Raw genomic sequence first — 16,563 nt, 5'->3', positions numbered from 1 at the left:
CGATGCCCGATGTCGCGATCGTCGGCATGTCGGTGCTGCTGCCGGGCGCGCCGGATCTCCAGACGTACTGGCGGAATCTGGTCACCGGCGTGGACGCGATCACCGACGTGCCCGAGCACCGCTGGGATCCCGCCTACTACGACCCGGCGGGCTCGGCGCGGGCGGACCGGCTGTACTGCCGGCGCGGCGGGTTCGTCGACGAGTACGCGGACGTGGACCCGACCCGGTTCGGGATCATGCCGAACTCGGTGGCCGGCGCGGAGCCGGACCAGCTGATCGCGATGCGGGTGGCGGCGTCCGCGATCGCCGACGCCGGCGGCGACGACCGAATGCCGGCGCGCGACCGGATCGGCGTGATCCTCGGCCGCGGCGGCTACCTGACGCCGGGCGTCGTGCGGCTCGACCAACGCGTCCGCACGGCGGTGCAACTGGTGCGCACGCTCGGCGAGCTGGTGCCGGGCATCGGCGACGCCGAGTTGGAACGCGTGCGTGCGGCGTTCACCGAGCAGCTCGGCCCGGAGCAACCGGAATCGGCGATCGGCCTGGTGCCGAACCTGGCGGCCTCACGCGTGGCGAACCGGCTCGATCTCCGCGGCCCGGCGTACACGGTCGACGCCGCCTGCGCCTCGTCGCTGATCGCTGTCGACCATGCGGTGCACGAGTTGACCAGCGGCCGCTGCGACGTGGTGCTGGCCGGCGGCGTGCACCACTGCCACGACATCACGTTCTGGAGCGTGTTCACGCAGCTCAGGGCGCTCTCGACCAGCCAGCGGATCCGCCCGTTCCACCGCGACGCCGACGGCATCCTGATCGGCGAGGGCACCGGCGTGGTGGTGCTCAAGCGGTTGGCGGACGCGGAGCGCGACGGCGACCGGATCTACGCCGTGGTGCGGGGCACCGGCGTCGCCAGCGACGGCCGCAGTGCCAGCCTGTTCAACCCCGATCCCGGCGGGCAGGTCCTGGCCGTCCGCAAGGCCTGGGCGGCGGCCGGACTGGATCCCTCGGAGGACGGTTCCGTCGGTCTGCTCGAAGCGCACGGCACGGCCACCCCCGCCGGCGACGCGGCCGAACTTTCCACGCTGGCCACGGTTTTCGGCGGGCCGAAGCGCCGGCACGCGGTGATCGGCTCGGTGAAGTCGATGATCGGCCACACCATGCCGGCCGCCGGCATCGCGGGCCTGGTGAAAGCGGCTTTGGCCGTGCACCACGGGGTTCTGCTGCCGACGCTGCACTGCGACGACCCGAACCCGGCGCTGGCCGCCACCCGGTTCCGGCCGATCGACACGGCGGAGGCGTGGACCGACACGGTCCGGCGTGCCGGCGTCAACGCGTTCGGGTTCGGCGGAATCAACGCGCATGTGGTGCTGGAGCAGGCGCCGGCGCCGAAGCCCGCGCCGGCGACGATCACCGTCACCGAGCCCGCGAAGGTGCTGCGGATCGCCGCGAACACGCCCGATGAGCTGCTCCGACGGCTCAAGGACGGCCGGAACCACGAGGTCGGCCGCCTTCGTCTGGCCATCGTCGAGCCGACGCCGAAGAAGACGGCGCTGGCGGAGAAGGTCATCGCCAAGGGTGTGCCGTGGCGCGGCCGCAGCAACGTCTGGTTCAGCCCGGAACCGCTGCTACGGGGCAATGCCGGCATCGCGTTCGTCTTTCCCGGGCTGGAGGCCGACTTCGACCCGCGCGTGGACGACGTCGCCGACCATTTCGGGCTCATCCGGCGAACCGTCGGCAACGGCGACCTCGGCCGGCACGGCATGAGCGTGCTCGGCGTCGGCCGGCTGCTGGACGGCGCGCTGCGGCGCATGGGCATCGTGCCGACGGCGCTGGCCGGGCACAGCATCGGCGAGTGGACCGCGATGTCGGTCAGCGGCATGTTCTCCGACCGCGCGGTGGAGGACCAGCTCGCCGCGTTCGATCCGACGTCGGTCGAGGTGCCGGGGGTCGAGTTCGCCACCATCGGCTGCGGCGTCGACCGGGTCGCGGCGGCGATCGCCGACCGGCCGGACATCGTGCTGTCGCACGACAACTCGCCCAACCAGACCATCGTCTGCGGGCCGCCGGACGAGATCGCCGAGCTGGTCGCCGAGTTCCGCAAGGGCGCGGTGATCAGCCAGGTGCTGCCGTTCCGCTCCGGCTTCCACACGCCGATGCTCAAGCCGTTCCTCGAACCGTTCGTGGAGCTCGCCGACCGGCTGGACATGGGCCGGCCGGCGCTGCCGATCTGGTCGGCCACCACGGCCTCGCCGTACCCGACCGACCCGGACGGCATCCGCGACCTCTACATCCGGCACCTGATCGAGCCGGTCCGGTTCCGGGCCACCGTGCGCGCGATGCACGAGTCCGGCATCAGGGTGTTCGTACAGGTCGGCGCCGGCCAGCTCGGCTCGCTGATCGACGACACCCTGAAGGGCGCCGATCACCTGACCGTCGCGGCGAATTCGACGCACCGCGGCGGGGTCGAACAACTGCGCCTGGTCGCGGCGGCGCTGTGGGTGGAAGGCGCGTCGCCGGACTTCTCGGTGGTGGAGCCGACGCGACAGCCCGTCACCTTGCAACTCGGCTCGCCGCTGGTCTCGGTCGACACCACGATCAGCACCGGTCCGTCCCGTTTGGACACCCTGACCGCCGATTTCCCCATTGCCGCGGAGCTTGAGGCGCTGCTCCGCGAGACCGCCGAGTCGGCCGCGCAGGTGATGGCCGCACGGCAACGGCCCTCGGTTCGGTCGCTGACCAAGCGGATGACCATCTCGACCGACGTGATGCCGTTCCTGCTCGACCACTGCTTTGCCCCGCAGCGGGAAGGCTGGCCCGATCTCGCCGACCGCCGGCCGGTGGTGCCGGGCACGACCCTGATCCAGCTCATGATGGACGCCGCCGAGGAGGCCGCACCCGGCCTCAAGGCGGTGCGGGTGCACGACGTCAAGCTGCTGCGGTGGCTCATCGGCGCGCCGGCGACGGACGTGACGATCACCGCCGAGCCGATCGGTCCGGATCGGGTGCGGGTGGCGGTCGGCGATCACTCGCAGGCCACCGTGGAGCTGACGCCGGACTGGGCCCCCCGGCCGCAATCGGCCTGGTCGGTGGCGGCGAGCGCGCGCAGCACGCCGGACATGACCGCCCGCGAGTTCTACGAGCGGCGCGTGATGTTCCACGGCCCGGCGCTGCAAGGCATCACCGCGCTGACCAGCGTCGGGACGCACCACGTCAGCGGCGTGATCACCACCCCGGACGTGCCCGGCGGCCTGCTCGACAACGTCGGCCAGCTGCTGGGCTACTGGATCTGGGTGACGCAGACCGAGAAGCGGATCGCCTTCCCGGTGCAGATGGGCCGCATCGAGTTCTTCGGCCCGCACCCGGCCCCCGGCACGCCGGTCGACTGCCTGATCAAGGTCGTCGACGTCAGCGAGCGGCTCTACCAGGTCGACGCCCAGCTGACGGTGAACGGCGTGGTGTGGGCGGAGATCACCGACTGGCGCGACCGGCGGTTCGACAGCCACATGGACCTGGACGAGGCGTGGCGGTTCCCCGAGCGGAACGCGTTGTCGCAGCGGCAGCCCGGCGGCTGGGTGGCGGTCGCCGAGCGGTGGCCCGACCTGGCCTCGCGCGAGCTGTACCTGAGCAAGTACCTCAGCGGCCGCGAGCGGGCCTGCTACGACCAGCTGCCGCCCCGCAACCGCCGGCACTGGCTGCTCGGTCGGATCGCCGTCAAGGACGCCGTGCGCAACCTGTTGTGGGACAACGGTTCCGGGCCGGTGTTCCCGGCGGAGGTCCTGGTCTCCGACACCGCCGACGGCCGGGTCACGGTCGCCGGCAACAACGGCTTCCCGCTGCCGGAGGTCTCGGTGTCCCTGGCGCACAAGGACGAGCTCGGGGTGGCGATCGCGCGGTTCGGGCGGGCGCCCGTGAGCATCGCGATCGACGCCCCGTCGACCGACGGCCGGCGGCGCGCGGTCGTCAGCAATCCAGCAGACCTGCCGGCCCGGCAGTACGTCGTCGCGTGGACCGCCGGTCCCGCCGATCAGGAGGACGAATGACCACCACCGAGGCGTCCCGTGACGTCGTGTTCGCCGAGATCGCCGGCATGCTGCGGACCGTGCTCGCCGAGTTGGGCGTGGACGACGTGGAGATCGACGAGGGCACGTCGTTCAACGAGGACCTGGAGCTGGAGAGCATCGACCTGGTCACGCTGACCGCGTTGATCTCGGAGCGCTGGGGCGAGCCGGTGAACCTGGCCGAGTTCCTGGCCGACAAGGACCTCGACGAGGTGATCGCGCTCAAGGTCGGCGACCTGGTCGACTTCGTGGTGACGGCGCTGGCGCGCGCGGGAGGCTGACGTGGGCAAGATCCTGGCCAACGGCAACAACACGCACTACCAGCGGATGGACGCCAAGGGCGTGGACCCGGCGGCCGCGCCGACGGTGGTGTTCATCCACGGCCTCGGCACGGACAGCCTGGCCAGCTTCTACCTGACGCTGGCCGCGCCGGTAGCCGCGGCCGGGATCAACGTGCTCGCCTACGACCTGCGCGGCCACGGCCGCAGCGAATGCCCCGACACGGGCTACACATTCCAGCACTTCGTCGGCGATCTCGGCGCACTGCTGGACGTCCTGGAGATCGAGGGCCCGGTTCACCTGGTGGGCAACAGCTTCGGCGGCACCGTCGCGTTCGGGCACGCGCTGGCACGGCCGGAGCAGGTGGCGAGCATCGTGTCGATCGAGTCGGAGCCGCCGACGCAGCCCTGGGCGGATCGCATGGTGCAGGCCATGGACTACATGGCCGAGCAGCTCTCGAGCGAGCAGACCTTCCTCGACCTGGAGGCCCAGAACGGCGCGCACCACGCGAAGTTGGCGAGGAAGGCGGCCGCCAAGCTCTTCGCCACGACGATGATCTCGGAGGTGTGGCACGGCCGGCTGACGTCGGCCGAGGAGCTGCGCTCGCTGCCGACGCCTGTGCTGCACATCCTCGGCGGCGAGGGCTTGCAGGGCGGGGATCCGCACGCCCTCGAGCGCGCTCTGTCCCACTGCCGGACCGTGGTGATTCCGGGCCAGGACCATTCGGTGCTGGTCGACGCGCATCGCAAGGTACGGGAGCTGCTGATCCCGTGGGTGCGTGGGATCCACACCGACGTGCCGTGGATCGACGCGGTGGCCGAGGCGCGAGCGCTGATCGCGTGAGCCGGTTCCTGTTCGTCGTGCCGCCGCTGGTCGGGCACATCAACCCGACGATCGGGGTGGCGGCACGGCTGAAGGCGGACGGGCACGAGGTCGGCTGGGTCGGGCCTACGGCCGCACTCGCTGCGTTATTCGATGTGAATGCCGCCTTTCTCCCATCGGATCGGCCCCTGCCGGAGTTCCAGGTCGCCGGCCGACCCCCGCAGCTGCGGGGGTTCGCGTCGCTGAAGTTCCTCTGGGAGGAGTTCCTCGTCCCGCTGGCCGACACCATGGTTGCGCTGGTGGACGCTGCCGTCGACGAGTTCCGGCCCGATGCGCTGCTGGTGGACCAGCAGGCGCTGGCCGGTGCGCTGGTGGCAGAACGCCGGGACATCCCGTGGGCGACCTCGGCGACGACCTCGGCCGAACTCCTCCAGCCGCTGGCCGAAATGCCGAAGGTCGCGGCCTGGCTGGACGACCTGCTCGCCGGGCTGCGGCAGCGGCACGGCTCACCGACGGCAACGCACGACCTGCGGTTCTCCCCGCACGGCGTGCTGGCGTTCAGCACCGAGGAGCTGGTCGGGCCGGTCGACGGCAAGATCGTCTTCGTGGGGCCGTCGATCAACGCCCGTCCCGACAGCACTTCGCTGCCCGAGCTGGACGGACGGCCGGTGGTGCTGGTGTCGCTCGGCACCGCCAACGCCGAGGCCGGCGAGAAGTTCCTCCGTACCGCCATCGAGGCCCTGGCGGAAATGCCCGACTACCAAGGCGTTGTCGTCGATCCGACGGGCGAGGTGACCGACGTGCGCCGGGTTCCCCAGCTGGCGCTGCTGCCCAGGTGCGCGGTGGTGGTTTGTCACGCGGGGCACAACACGGTGTGCGAGACGCTGAGCCACGGGGTGCCGCTGGTCGTCGCGCCGATCCGTGACGACCAGCCGATCGTCGCCCAGCAGGTGGTCGACGCCGGCGCGGGCGTGCGGGTGCGGTTCGGCCGCGTCACGGCGGACCAGCTCCGGGCGGCGATCACCGAGGCGCTGGATCACGCCGAGGGGGCGCGGCGGATCCAGAGGTCGTTCGCCTCGGCCGGCGGCGCGGGCGCGGCGGCGAACTGGCTGAGCGAGCTCGCGGCCACCCGGACGAGCGGGCTGAAGCGGTAGTGGAACCGTCCGGCGAAGGACTCCGGCTGCGCCGGGTCGACGGTGGCGAGCTGGTGCTCGACCAGCGACTCGAGGATCGCCTCGGCGGTGCGCTGGTCGCAGCCGAGCAGCGCGGCCGCACCCAGCGTGGTCAGCGGCTCGTCCACCGACGCCGCGAGCTGGAAGAAGGCGTTGCGGTGGGCCGGCGCGAGCGAGCGGCAGCTCAGCTCGACGCTGTTGATCAGATCGACGCGGGCGTTGACCAGTTCGTCGAGCCAGTCCCGGCGGTGCCGGAGCCGGTCGAGCAGCACCGTGATCGTCCAATGTGGACGGATGGCGAGCCGGTTGGCCGCGGCCACCAGCGCCATCGGCGAGGCGTCGAACAGCCGGATCAGCCGGCGCGCCGGCGGCAGCTCGGCCCGCAGCCGCCGCCAGCCGATCACGGAGCCGAGCAGTTCGAGGGCCTCGTCCTCGGCGAGCGGCAGCAGGTCGACGGCAAGGCTCGTGCCGCGCAGCGGCAGCCGGGTCCGGCAGCTGACGATCACCGCGCAGCCACCCCCGCTGGGCATCAGCGGCGCCAGCTCGACCGTGCTCACGGCGTTGTCGACCAGCACCAACACCCGCCGCTCGGCGGTCCAGCCCCGGAGCAGGTGGCTGCGCTCCTCAATACTGTCGGGCAGCTGCGCACGGGGGCCTCGGATCGCGCGAAGGAAGCCGGTGAGCGCCTCGACCGGCGTCTGCTCGGCCAGGTCGGCGTGCAGTTGACCGTGCGGGAACCGGGCCCGGACGCGATGCGCGAGGTGTGTGGAAAAAGCGGTCTTGCCCGAACCCGGCGGGCCCACGACCGAGACGACGGCCGGCGCGGAGCGGGCCGGCTGCTGGAGCTGGCTCTCGGCGGCGGCCAGTTCGACCGCGCGGCCGACGAAGACCGGCAGGTCGGCCGGCAGCTGCGCGGGCGGGTCGACCCAGCTTCCGGTGCGCAGCGCGCCCGTCGGCGTCAACGCCTCGAGCTGCGGATTGCCGACCAGCAGCCCGCGATGGACCTGTTGCAGCTGCTGCCCCGGCTCCAGGCCGAGGTCGTCGACGAGGGTGGACCGGATGCGCTGGAACACGTGCAGCGCCTCGGACCGGCGGCCCAGCAGGTGCAGCGCCATCATCAGCTTGACGTGCAGACCCTCGTGCGAGGGGTAGTCCCGGACCAGCGTGCTCAGGTCGTTGATCACCTGGTGGTGGTGGCCGAGCATCAGCTCGACCTCCATGCGCTGGTCGATGACCCCGACCTTGGTCTCCTCCAGGCTGCGGATGTGGTGTTCCAGCACCGGGCCGACGTCCACGTCGCTCAGCGCCGACCCGCGCCACACCGCCAGCGCCGCGCGGAAGGTCTCCGCCGCCGCCTCGACGTGGCCGCTGTCCAGCTCGGACCGGCCGCGCGAGACCATGCCGGCGAACCGGCCGGCGTCGACGTCCTGGTCCGGCAGCGTCAGCGCGTAGCCGACGTGCCGGGTGTGCAGCACCGACACCGCCGAGTCGTCGAGCAGCCGGCGCAGGTGTGACATATAGGTCTGGAGGGTGCCCAGCGCCTTGCCCGGCGGCTCCGGACCCCACAGCTCCTCGATGAGCTGCTCGGCGCGGACGACGGTGTTGGCGTTGAGGGCGAGCAGCGCGAACAGCTGGCGCAGCTTCGGCTGCGAGGGCGTGATGCGGGCGTCGCCGAGGGAGACCTCGAACTGCCCGAGCACCCGGACCTGCATGTCCAACACCTCCCGCCAGAGGTCGTCTTCCGGTGCGCAGTTCCTATCGCGCTGCCGCGGTCGCGTCCAGCACGAACGAACTGTCAGTCACGCTCTGTACCCGAACGGTTCCCATCGGTCGGGTCTATTGTCCCGGCTCACTCACGCGATGTGACCTGTGGCGCGCGTCTCGTCCCACCGCTGCCCCGCGTGGGTGAGCGCGCCGCGCCCAGGGGACGCTGCGAGAATCGGCGGCATGGCAGAGGTGAAGGCGACCGCCGAGCGGGTCATCGACAAGCCCTCGGACGACGTGTACGCGGCGCTGGCGGACTACGCCGGCACCCGGGCGGGCATGCTCCCCGAGAACTACAGCGAGTACGAGGTGCTCGCCGGCGGCAAGGGCGCCGGCACCAAGGTGCACTGGAAGCTCCAGGCGACCAAGAAGCGCGTGCGGGACTGCGTGCTGGAGGTCACCGAGCCGGCGCCGGGCACGCTGGTCGAGTCCGACCAGAACTCGACCATGGTGACGACCTGGACCGTCACGCCGCAGGGCGCGGGCAGCAGCTCCGTGCACGTGCAGACGACGTGGCAGGGCGCCGGCGGCGTGGCCGGCTTCTTCGAGGGCACCTTCGCGCCGCTGGGACTGCGCCGAATCCATACGGCGACGCTGGACAGGCTGGCTGCAACCGTTCGCAGCTAGGCTGCGTGGGTCCCCCTCGCCCTTGTTCGCTCGATCGAGTGAACAAGGGCGAGAGATCATGGTGGGCCTCGACCAGCCGGTACGCTTCCGCCACCGCGAGCTTGGCAACGGCGAGGTGAACCCGAGTGCTGTCGGCAGTCCATCGTGGCGGGGGCGGCGCACGCACAGGCCGATCGGCATGAGCGTCCCGCAGCCGCGTCAACCGATCAGTTCGCGCGAGCGGATCAGGCTCACCAAGAAGTGGGCCTATCTGGTGGCGAAGGCCAACTACCTGCCGCTCTCCCACGGCGAGGTCGAGGAACGCTTCGGCGTGCTGGTCGACCAGCTGGTGCGCGCCGCCGAGGCGGAGCCGATGGACACCGCGGCGGCCGCCCGCGTGGGGCGCCAGCTCGTCGCCCTCAACTGCGTCAGCGACGACAGCCTGGCCTACACCGTCGACGTGCTCGGCGCCGGGCTGCTCGAGCAGCCCGAGCTGCGCGGCCGCCGGCAGGTGGCGGAGCGCGTGGTCACCGTGCTCGGCGCGCTGGCGTCGGGCTACGCCGAGGCGACCAAGCAGTCGATCTTCGAGCAGCAGCAGAACCTCACCAAGTCGCTGTTCACCGCGGCCAACGAGACGCAGCAGAGCCTGACCGCGGCGATGGCCCGGTTCGACGAGGTCGCACTGGCGTCGGCCAGCGGCATCGCCATCACCGATCACGTCGGCCGCTTCCTGCGCACCAACGAGGCGCTGCGGGAGATCCTGGACCGCGCCGACACCGAGCTGGCCGGACTGACCCTGTTCGACCTGATGGTCCCCGCCGAGGCGATGCGGCTGCGGACCGCCTGCGCCGAGATGGCCGAGGGCCGGCTGGACCGGATCCTGCGCCGCCGCACCGTGCTGCTGTCCGACGGCAAGCCGCTGGTGTCGATCGCGCCGGTGCGCGGCGGCCGGGAGCTGATCGTCGTCGTCGACGACGACTCCGAGCTGGGGCTGCTGCGCAACCAGCTCAAGCACCAGTCGCTGCACGACGTGCTCACGGGCCTGCCCAACCGGCAGTACCTGAGCACCCGCCTGGAGTCCGTGCTGCACCGGGTCGACCGGGACAGCGGCATCACGCTGTACCAGCTCGACCTGGACGCCTTCTCGATGATCACCGACGGTCTCGGCCGGCAGGCCGGGGACCAGGTGCTGCGCAGCGTCGCCGACCGACTGAACGCGGCCTTCCTGGGCGAGCGGGCGATGGTCGCGCGGCTGGGCAACGACGAGTTCGCGGTGCTGGTGGAGAACTCGCCGGCCACGCCGGACGTGGTCACGATGATCGGGCGGATCAACGACGAGCTGGCCGAGCCGATCTACCTGGCCGACGGCAGCGGCGTCGCCGCGTCCGCGACCATCGGCGTGGTGCACCGGCCGCCGGCCGAGATGTCGATGGAGGACGTGCTCCAGACCGCCGACTTCACGTTGCGCCGGGCCCGCCGCAACGGCACCCGGCAGTGGGGCCTGCACGACTCCCGCAGCGACGACGCCGACCGTGAGCGCTACGCCATGGCCGCCGTGTTGCCGGGCGCGTGGGAGACCGGCGAGGTCCGGCTGGTCTTCGACCGGCAGGTGGAGCTGGCCTCCGGACGTACGCATGCCGTGCAGGCGCTGCTGCGCTGGGATCGGCCGGGGCATGGCGTGGTCGAACACCGGCAGTGCGTGGACCTGGCCGAGCAGACCGGGCTGATGCCGCCGCTGGGGCTGTGGCTGCTGCACAGCGCGTGCGAGCAGGCGGCCGAGCTGGCCGACGCGCCGCCGGTGGAGATCAGCCTGCCGGCGTGCCTGGCCAACGACGACGAGCTCGTGGCGCGAGTGCTGCGGGTGCTCAACAGCAGCGGGCTGCCCGCCTCGCGGCTCAGCCTCGGGCTGCCGGTGGACTCGCTCGACGGCGCCGCCGCCGAGCACCTCGGCTACCTGGCGCAGAACGGCATCGGCGTGGTCGTCGAGGACTTCGGCGGCGGCGCCCGGGACCTCGCCCACCTCCAGGACCTGGGGTTCCGCTCGGTGCGGGTGGCCCGCTGGCTCGTCGAGCGGCAGGCCCGGCCGAAGGGTCCCGGGGCCGCCGTGCTGCGGTCGGTGACCCAGCTCGTGGACATCGCCCACGAGTCCGGCGCCAGCGTCGCCGTGGACGGGATCGTGTCCGCCGAGCAGGCCGACTGGTGGCGGGACCTGGGCTGCGACATCGCCTCCGGCCCGCACTTCGGGCCGACGACCCCGCTCGCGGCGGTGGCCGACTAGCAGCGTGGTGGGCCACCGGTCGCGCCCAGGACGCGGTTTGCCCACGTCACAGCGGCCGTGAACCAGTCGGGGGCGTACGGGGCGAGGTTGAGGTCGTGCCCGGCGTCCGGCAGCCGGTACGTGGAAACGCACGGCGAGTGCGGGTAGTGCGCCGGCTCGTGGGCCAAAGCGTTGGCGTAGGCCAGATCCTGCTGGCCGACGGCGGCCAGCACCGGCACGGTGATGCCGTCGGTGGTGCCATTCGCCTGGGCCACAACGGTGTCGGCCAGCTCGGACGTGGTGACGGTGTCCTTGGTCGCCTCGTCGGCGGCGATGACGGCCGGGTCGTCGTGGGGGCCGTGCCAGAACACCTGCCGGGTGCCGGGACGGGTGGTGAGGTAGGTGGGATCGCCCAGCTGGGGGACGAGCGAGGTGGCGACCGGGACGGCGGCGGCGGGCTGGACCTCGTGGGCCATGCCGGTGACGAGGAGGGCGTCGACGTCGGCGTAGGTGGCGGCCTCGTACCAGGCGACGACGGACCCGTACGAGTGGCCGGCCAGCAGGACGCGGGTGAACACGGCGCCGAACTTGCCCAGCCGCGCCGCGTTGACGACCTGGTGCACGGCGCTGGCCTCGCTCGCGTTGGTGAGCAGCAGCCCGGGCGGGTGGGAGCTCGCGCCGGTGCCGGGCCGGTCGAGGGCGAGGGTGGTGTAGCCGGCCGCGGTGGCGCGGCGGACGTAGGAGTAGGTGTCCGACTGGTACGGGAAATCCCAGTACGAGCGGTTGTACGTGGCGCCGGCGAGCAGGATCTGCACGGTGGGCGCCGGCGAGGAGCCGGCGAAGCACAGGGATCCGGCGACGGTTTGCGTGCCCGCCAACGGCATCGTCACCGGGACGGCGACATCGCGGCAGGTGGGCGGCGGGGTCGAGGCGGGCGTGAGCGTCGCAGCGGACAGGACACCGGCGAGCAGCGCCGCAACCTTGGACACGGGCGGAGCTTAAGGTCGTCGCCGTGCCGGCACGGGCCGGCACGGCGACGATCTCACTCGATCAGCTGACGGTGTAGCTGTACGGGATGCCGATCAGCTCGGATCCCTGCCCCACGAGCGGGTTGAAGGTGTCGACGTACACGGTGCCGTGCACGACGGTGCCGGCCGGGGCGGTCGGCTTGAGGGTGATCTTGATCGTGCGGGTGACGCCGGCGACGACGAACACCGGCGTGGCGGCCTGACCCGTCCAGAAGTCGCCGGTGTCCGAGGCGAACCACGGGTCGAACGGCGCGGTGACGGCGCTGGCCCCGATCTTCGCGGTGCCGGCGGGCGCGCCGTTGGGGAACGGCCCGACGGCCTGCACGTCCGAGCTCCACGTGCCGGTGGCCAACTGCCTCGCCGACACGGTGTCGGTGACGGCGTGGTCGGGCCGGTGCGTGGCCGGCGCCAGCTTCTCCGGCGCGCCCAGGTTGTTGAACAGGTCGAGATCCACCGGCATGGACGCCGTGACCGTCGAGGACAACTTGCTGGTGTGCGGCGGAACGAGCCAACTCGGCGGGGACGTGTCGCTGGTGTGCAGCGGCAGCGTCAGCGACGTGCTGCCGGCGGACGGCGTGAGATCCACGTTGGCCTGCCCGGCGAGCCGGGGGTCGAGGAAGAACCACTGGCCGCTCAGCCCGGCGTTGGTGACGTCGATCGACGCCGTCACCGTGCTGCCGGACTTGATCTTCGTGCCGGCCGGCAGGCCGCTGGCCCGCGCAGAGGTGGCGTCGAAGCGGACCTTGCCGCCCACCTGCTCGCTGAACTCCTTGCCGCTCACGGGGTTGGTCAGGATCACCAGCAGCTGCCAGCGACCGGCGACCGGGTTGTCCACGGTGAGGCTGGCGCCGCCGTTGGCGGCCCGGGTCGACGGGGTCTGCCAGGAGCCCTCGACCGCGTTCGTGTCCCCGGACAGGATCTGCTGGTCGGGGCTGACGAGGTAGAACTCCAGCGGGGTGCCGGAATCCTGCGGCGCGAGGTCGACGGTGAGGCTGTGGTGCCCGGCCGGCACGTCGAGGTAGAAGCCCTGCCCGCCGCCGAAGCCGCGGCCGACGCCGCCGATCACCGTGGCCGAGAAGGCGTTGTCCTGACCCGGAACCGTGGGGATGAGGGCCCGCCGGTTGACCGGCACGGTCAGGTGCGAGCCGCCGACCGCGTCGAACTGGAGCGACGACGTGATGTCGCCGGCCTTGGCCGGCAACGGAACCGTGAAGTCGAACGTCGCCGAGCCCCCGGCGGGAATGACCTTCACCGGCGTGCCGGTGATGCCCGCCGACGCGAACTTCTTGCCGACGAACTCGATGGAGGCGTTGCCACGGAAGGAACCCGGGGTCAGCGGCGGCTCCTGGAGGTGGGCACGGCCGTTGCTCCACACCACCTTCGCCGTCCACTTGCCCGCCACCGGGTTGTGCACGGTGATGTACTGGTTGTCCGCGAAGCCGTAGTCATAGGACTGCTGCACGAACTTGCCGCTCGGGTCGACCAGGATCACCGAGAGCTGCCCGGAGGTCTTGGTCCCCGGCCACACCATCGTCGTGTCCAGCAACGGAGTTCCCGGCGGCACGGTGAAGGAGATCGGCGCGGCGGCCAGCGCGCCCTCGGCCGGGATCGGGTCCGAAGTAGACGGTGCGGTGATGGCGACCGTGCGGGCGTCGGTGAACGAGGTGGCGCCGACGGTTCGCGAGGTGTCGGTGACGACCTGCGCCTTCGCGCTGGTGTTGGTCAGTGTGATCGACGTGTGCTGGCTGGTGCCGGCCTGGCCGGCGAGGCTGATCTGGTCCACCGACGGCACGAGTCCGCCCTGGCCCAGCGCGGCCTTGACGGCGGCGTCGCTGTTCACCAGCCCGGCGCCCTGCTGGTCGGCCGGCACGTTCAGGTCGGTGGCGGTGCCGGTGAGGATGCGCTTGACCAGGTCCGGCGACGGCCGCGCGCCGTGGTGGGCCTGCTCGTACGCCTGGATCACCAGCGCGGCCGAGCCGGCGACGAACGGCGCGGACTGGCTGGTGCCGCCGAAGGGCTGGGTGGCGCTGGTGCAGTCGTCCCAGCGGGGATCGACTGTGCACGCGGCCATGCCGCCGTAGCCGGGGGCGACCAGGTCGGGCACCTTGCCGTTGAAGGTGGGGCCGCCGGAGGAAAGTCCGGTGATGTCGTTGCTGGTCCAGCCCGGGTAGCCGTAGGCCTGGGCGTTGAGCCGCATCGCGGTGGTCGCGCCGACGCCGATGATCTGCGGGTCGCTGGCCGGCGAGCCGATGGTGCCGGAGATGCCGGAGTCGCCGGTGGAGGCGACCACGGTCACGCCGGCGGCCACGGCGGCCTTGTCGGCCAGGGTCACCGGGTCGGTGTCGGGGTCCGGATACGGGTTGCCGCCGAAGGACTCGCTGAGGATGTCCACCTTGTCGTGGTTCACGGCGTAGTCGATGCCGCGCAGGATGGACGAGGTGGACGTGCCGTTCTGACCGAAGACCTTGATGCCGACCAGTTCCGCGCCCGGCGCGAAGCCCTTGATCCTGATGGTGCAGCCCTTGGGCAGGCTGGAGTACGGCAGCTCGGTGGACAGGTCGTAGACGCGGGTGCCTTGCGCGGCGAGGGAACTGGCGTCGCCGAAGGCCTCGCCGCCGCCGCTGGAGTCGTTCACGCCGTCGCCGGAGAAGTCCTGGTAGTCGGTGATGACATGGCTGCCGTCGGGCCGGATGAACTCGGGGTTGTTCACGTCGATGCCGTCGGCGAGGAAGGCGATCTTCACGCCCTTGCCGGTGACCGTCGACTGGGCCTGCGTGGTGCTGGTGAGGTCCAGCGCCTCCGGCTCCAGCAACGGCTTGCTCGGATCGGACGGGCAGATCTGCTGGCTGGGCTTGAGGTCCGTGCGGGTCTGCTGCTGGTAGACGGTCAGGTCCGGCACCACCGCCGCGACATCGGCGTTGGCCCGCAGGCGATCCGCCTCGGACGGCTTGACCTTGGCCGCCACGGCGCTGACCGTGTCGAACTGCTTGACGTCGGTGGCGCCGTGCGTGGCGAGGTCCTGCACGACAGCGGTCTGGTCGCCGTGGACTGCGGCAGCTCGCTGATCGGCCTGCACCTTGGGCTTGAGATCCGGGTGCTGGTCACGCATGACGACGATGACGTTCTGCGGCGCGGCCTGGTCGTCGGCGACGGCGGCGTCGGTGGCCGCGATCGCCTGCACCGGCGCGATCATGGCTACGAACACCGCCGCCACGACCGGCACGGCTCTGCTCTTTCTCACGAAATCCTCCCAGTTCCGCGTACGAATCCAGGGGATCCTCTGTCGCCGCGGAACCGGCCGCTACCCCCGAGAGTCTTGACTTGTCGACGCCGGGACCCAGGTCCGATCGTCGTAGCGGATGAAGCCGCGCAGACCGACCGAGCAGAGCACCGCTGCGACACAGGCCAGGCCGCCCGTCCAGATCGACGCGCGCACGCCGATCAGCGTGGCCACGCCGCCCGCCCGGATCTGCGACAGCTGCGGCCCGGTGCTGTAGCTGAGCAGCTCGATGCCGGCCAGCCGGCCGCGCAAATGGTCCGGAATGGTGTTGTTCCAGATGGTTGAGCGGAAGATCCCGCTCACGCCGTCGGCCGCGCCGGCGACGGCGAGGAAGAACAGGACGAGCCAGATGGTTCCGGACCAACCGGCGCCGGCCATCGCCAGTCCCCAGGCGCCCGCCGCCAGCGCGACCATCAGCCCGTGCCGGTGCACCTTCGACGTCCAGCCGCTGGTGAGGGTCACCCGCCAGCGCACCGACCGAGGTGGCCGCGTACATCATGCCGAGCGCCCAGTTCGAGCCGAGTTCATCGGCGAGGAAAGGGAAAACCGCGTTGGGCATGGCCAGCAGCATGGCCGCGATGTCCACCAGGTACGTGCCGAGCAGCTCGGGCCGGCTGCCCGCGTAGCTCAGGCCCTGGAGGATGCCCCGCAGCGACGGTTTGTCCGCATTGGATGGTGGAGGCGCCGCTTTCAGCCGTGACAGCAGGGTAATCGCGAAGACGAACGACACCAGGTCGCAGGAGTAGGCCACCGAGACGCCGAGGGTGGCCGCGATCAGGCCGCCGATCGCCGGACCGACGATCGTGCCGACGTTGAACCGCAGCGAACTCAGCGCGATCGCGGCGGTCATGTGCTCGCGGGACACGATCCGCGGCACCAGCGCCTCGAGCGCCGGGCGCTGCAACCCGTCCAGCGCCGAGGCCAGCGCGACCACCAGGTAGATCAACCACAGCATCGGGTGCGGCAGCAGGGAGTTGACCAGCAGCAGCAACGACAGCACGCCCAGCCCGACCTCGGCCAGCAGCACGATCCGGCCGCGGTCGACCGCGTCGGCCAGCGCCCCGCCGTACAGGCCGAACACCACCATCGGCACCAGCTCGACCGCGCCCGTCGCGCCCACGGCCAGGTACGAGTCGGTGAGCTGCTTGATCTGCAACGGCACCGTCACGTACGTGATCAGGCTGCCCATCAGCGACACCGCGCCCGACGACCACAACAGCCGGTAGTCGCGCGAGGCCCGCCAGGGGCTGAGGTCCAGAACACTCACAGCAGCCCATCGTGAACGCCGCCGGCCCGGCGG

The 16,563-nt window shown here is 71.6% G+C and carries 10 protein-coding genes; 6 read left to right on the top strand and 4 right to left on the bottom strand.

Annotated features, from left to right (window positions below; genetic code table 11):
• The first annotated feature begins 2 nt into the window (after nucleotides 1-2).
• From BCF44_RS01350 to BCF44_RS01335, 4 genes are read left to right on the top strand one after another with little or no spacing between them, the layout of a single operon-like run.
• Nucleotides 3-4,037 carry a beta-ketoacyl synthase N-terminal-like domain-containing protein gene (locus BCF44_RS01350; protein WP_116172814.1) on the top strand — a complete coding sequence of 1,345 codons (4,035 nt, stop codon included), beginning with the start codon at nucleotides 3-5 and terminating at the stop codon, nucleotides 4,035-4,037.
• Complete coding sequence (locus BCF44_RS01345; protein ID WP_116172216.1) at nucleotides 4,034-4,336, top strand: acyl carrier protein; 303 nt, start codon at nucleotides 4,034-4,036, stop codon at nucleotides 4,334-4,336. Before BCF44_RS01350 ends, BCF44_RS01345 begins: the two co-directional genes overlap by 4 nt.
• Nucleotide 4,337: 1 nt before the next feature.
• Nucleotides 4,338-5,177, top strand: coding sequence for an alpha/beta fold hydrolase (locus tag BCF44_RS01340; protein WP_116172215.1), 840 nt, complete (start codon nucleotides 4,338-4,340; stop codon nucleotides 5,175-5,177).
• A complete protein-coding gene (locus tag BCF44_RS01335; protein ID WP_116172214.1) occupies nucleotides 5,174-6,310 on the top strand; it encodes a glycosyltransferase in 1,137 nt (378 codons plus the stop codon). Before BCF44_RS01340 ends, BCF44_RS01335 begins: the two co-directional genes overlap by 4 nt.
• Here BCF44_RS01335 and BCF44_RS01330 read toward each other — a convergent pair.
• Nucleotides 6,193-8,040: an AfsR/SARP family transcriptional regulator gene (locus tag BCF44_RS01330; protein WP_147328361.1), complete on the bottom strand. Its 1,848-nt coding sequence runs from the start codon at nucleotides 8,038-8,040 to the stop codon at nucleotides 6,193-6,195. The two genes, BCF44_RS01335 and BCF44_RS01330, sit on opposite strands and share 118 nt — an antisense overlap.
• Before the next feature lie 235 nt (nucleotides 8,041-8,275).
• On the opposite strand from BCF44_RS01330, the gene BCF44_RS01325 reads away from it, so the two are divergent.
• Both BCF44_RS01325 and BCF44_RS01320 read left to right on the top strand, forming a co-directional pair.
• Nucleotides 8,276-8,719, top strand: coding sequence for an SRPBCC family protein (locus BCF44_RS01325; RefSeq protein WP_116172212.1), 444 nt, complete (start codon nucleotides 8,276-8,278; stop codon nucleotides 8,717-8,719).
• A 178-nt stretch (nucleotides 8,720-8,897) separates the two neighbouring features.
• Nucleotides 8,898-10,976: a putative bifunctional diguanylate cyclase/phosphodiesterase gene (locus BCF44_RS01320; RefSeq protein WP_147328360.1), complete on the top strand. Its 2,079-nt coding sequence runs from the start codon at nucleotides 8,898-8,900 to the stop codon at nucleotides 10,974-10,976.
• On the opposite strand, the gene BCF44_RS01315 is transcribed toward BCF44_RS01320, so the two are convergent.
• From BCF44_RS01315 to BCF44_RS57330, 3 genes are all read right to left on the bottom strand, one after another.
• Nucleotides 10,973-11,944, bottom strand: coding sequence for an alpha/beta hydrolase (locus BCF44_RS01315; protein ID WP_116172210.1), 972 nt, complete (start codon nucleotides 11,942-11,944; stop codon nucleotides 10,973-10,975). The genes BCF44_RS01320 and BCF44_RS01315 overlap by 4 nt on opposite strands.
• A 61-nt stretch (nucleotides 11,945-12,005) precedes the next feature.
• The gene (locus BCF44_RS01310; RefSeq protein ID WP_246014828.1) at nucleotides 12,006-15,092 is read right to left on the bottom strand and encodes a S8 family serine peptidase; all 3,087 of its coding nucleotides are present in this window, start codon (nucleotides 15,090-15,092) and stop codon (nucleotides 12,006-12,008) included.
• Nucleotides 15,085-16,530, bottom strand: coding sequence for an MFS transporter (locus BCF44_RS57330; RefSeq protein WP_246014768.1), 1,446 nt, complete (start codon nucleotides 16,528-16,530; stop codon nucleotides 15,085-15,087). Before BCF44_RS57330 ends, BCF44_RS01310 begins: the two co-directional genes overlap by 8 nt.
• Between the last annotated feature and the right edge of the window lie 33 nt (nucleotides 16,531-16,563).

The organism is Kutzneria buriramensis (genome assembly GCF_003387475.1).
GTDB classification, from domain to species: domain Bacteria; phylum Actinomycetota; class Actinomycetes; order Mycobacteriales; family Pseudonocardiaceae; genus Kutzneria; species Kutzneria buriramensis.
Note: the sequence above shows the minus strand (reverse complement) of the source record. Positions and strands in the feature narration are given on the sequence as shown.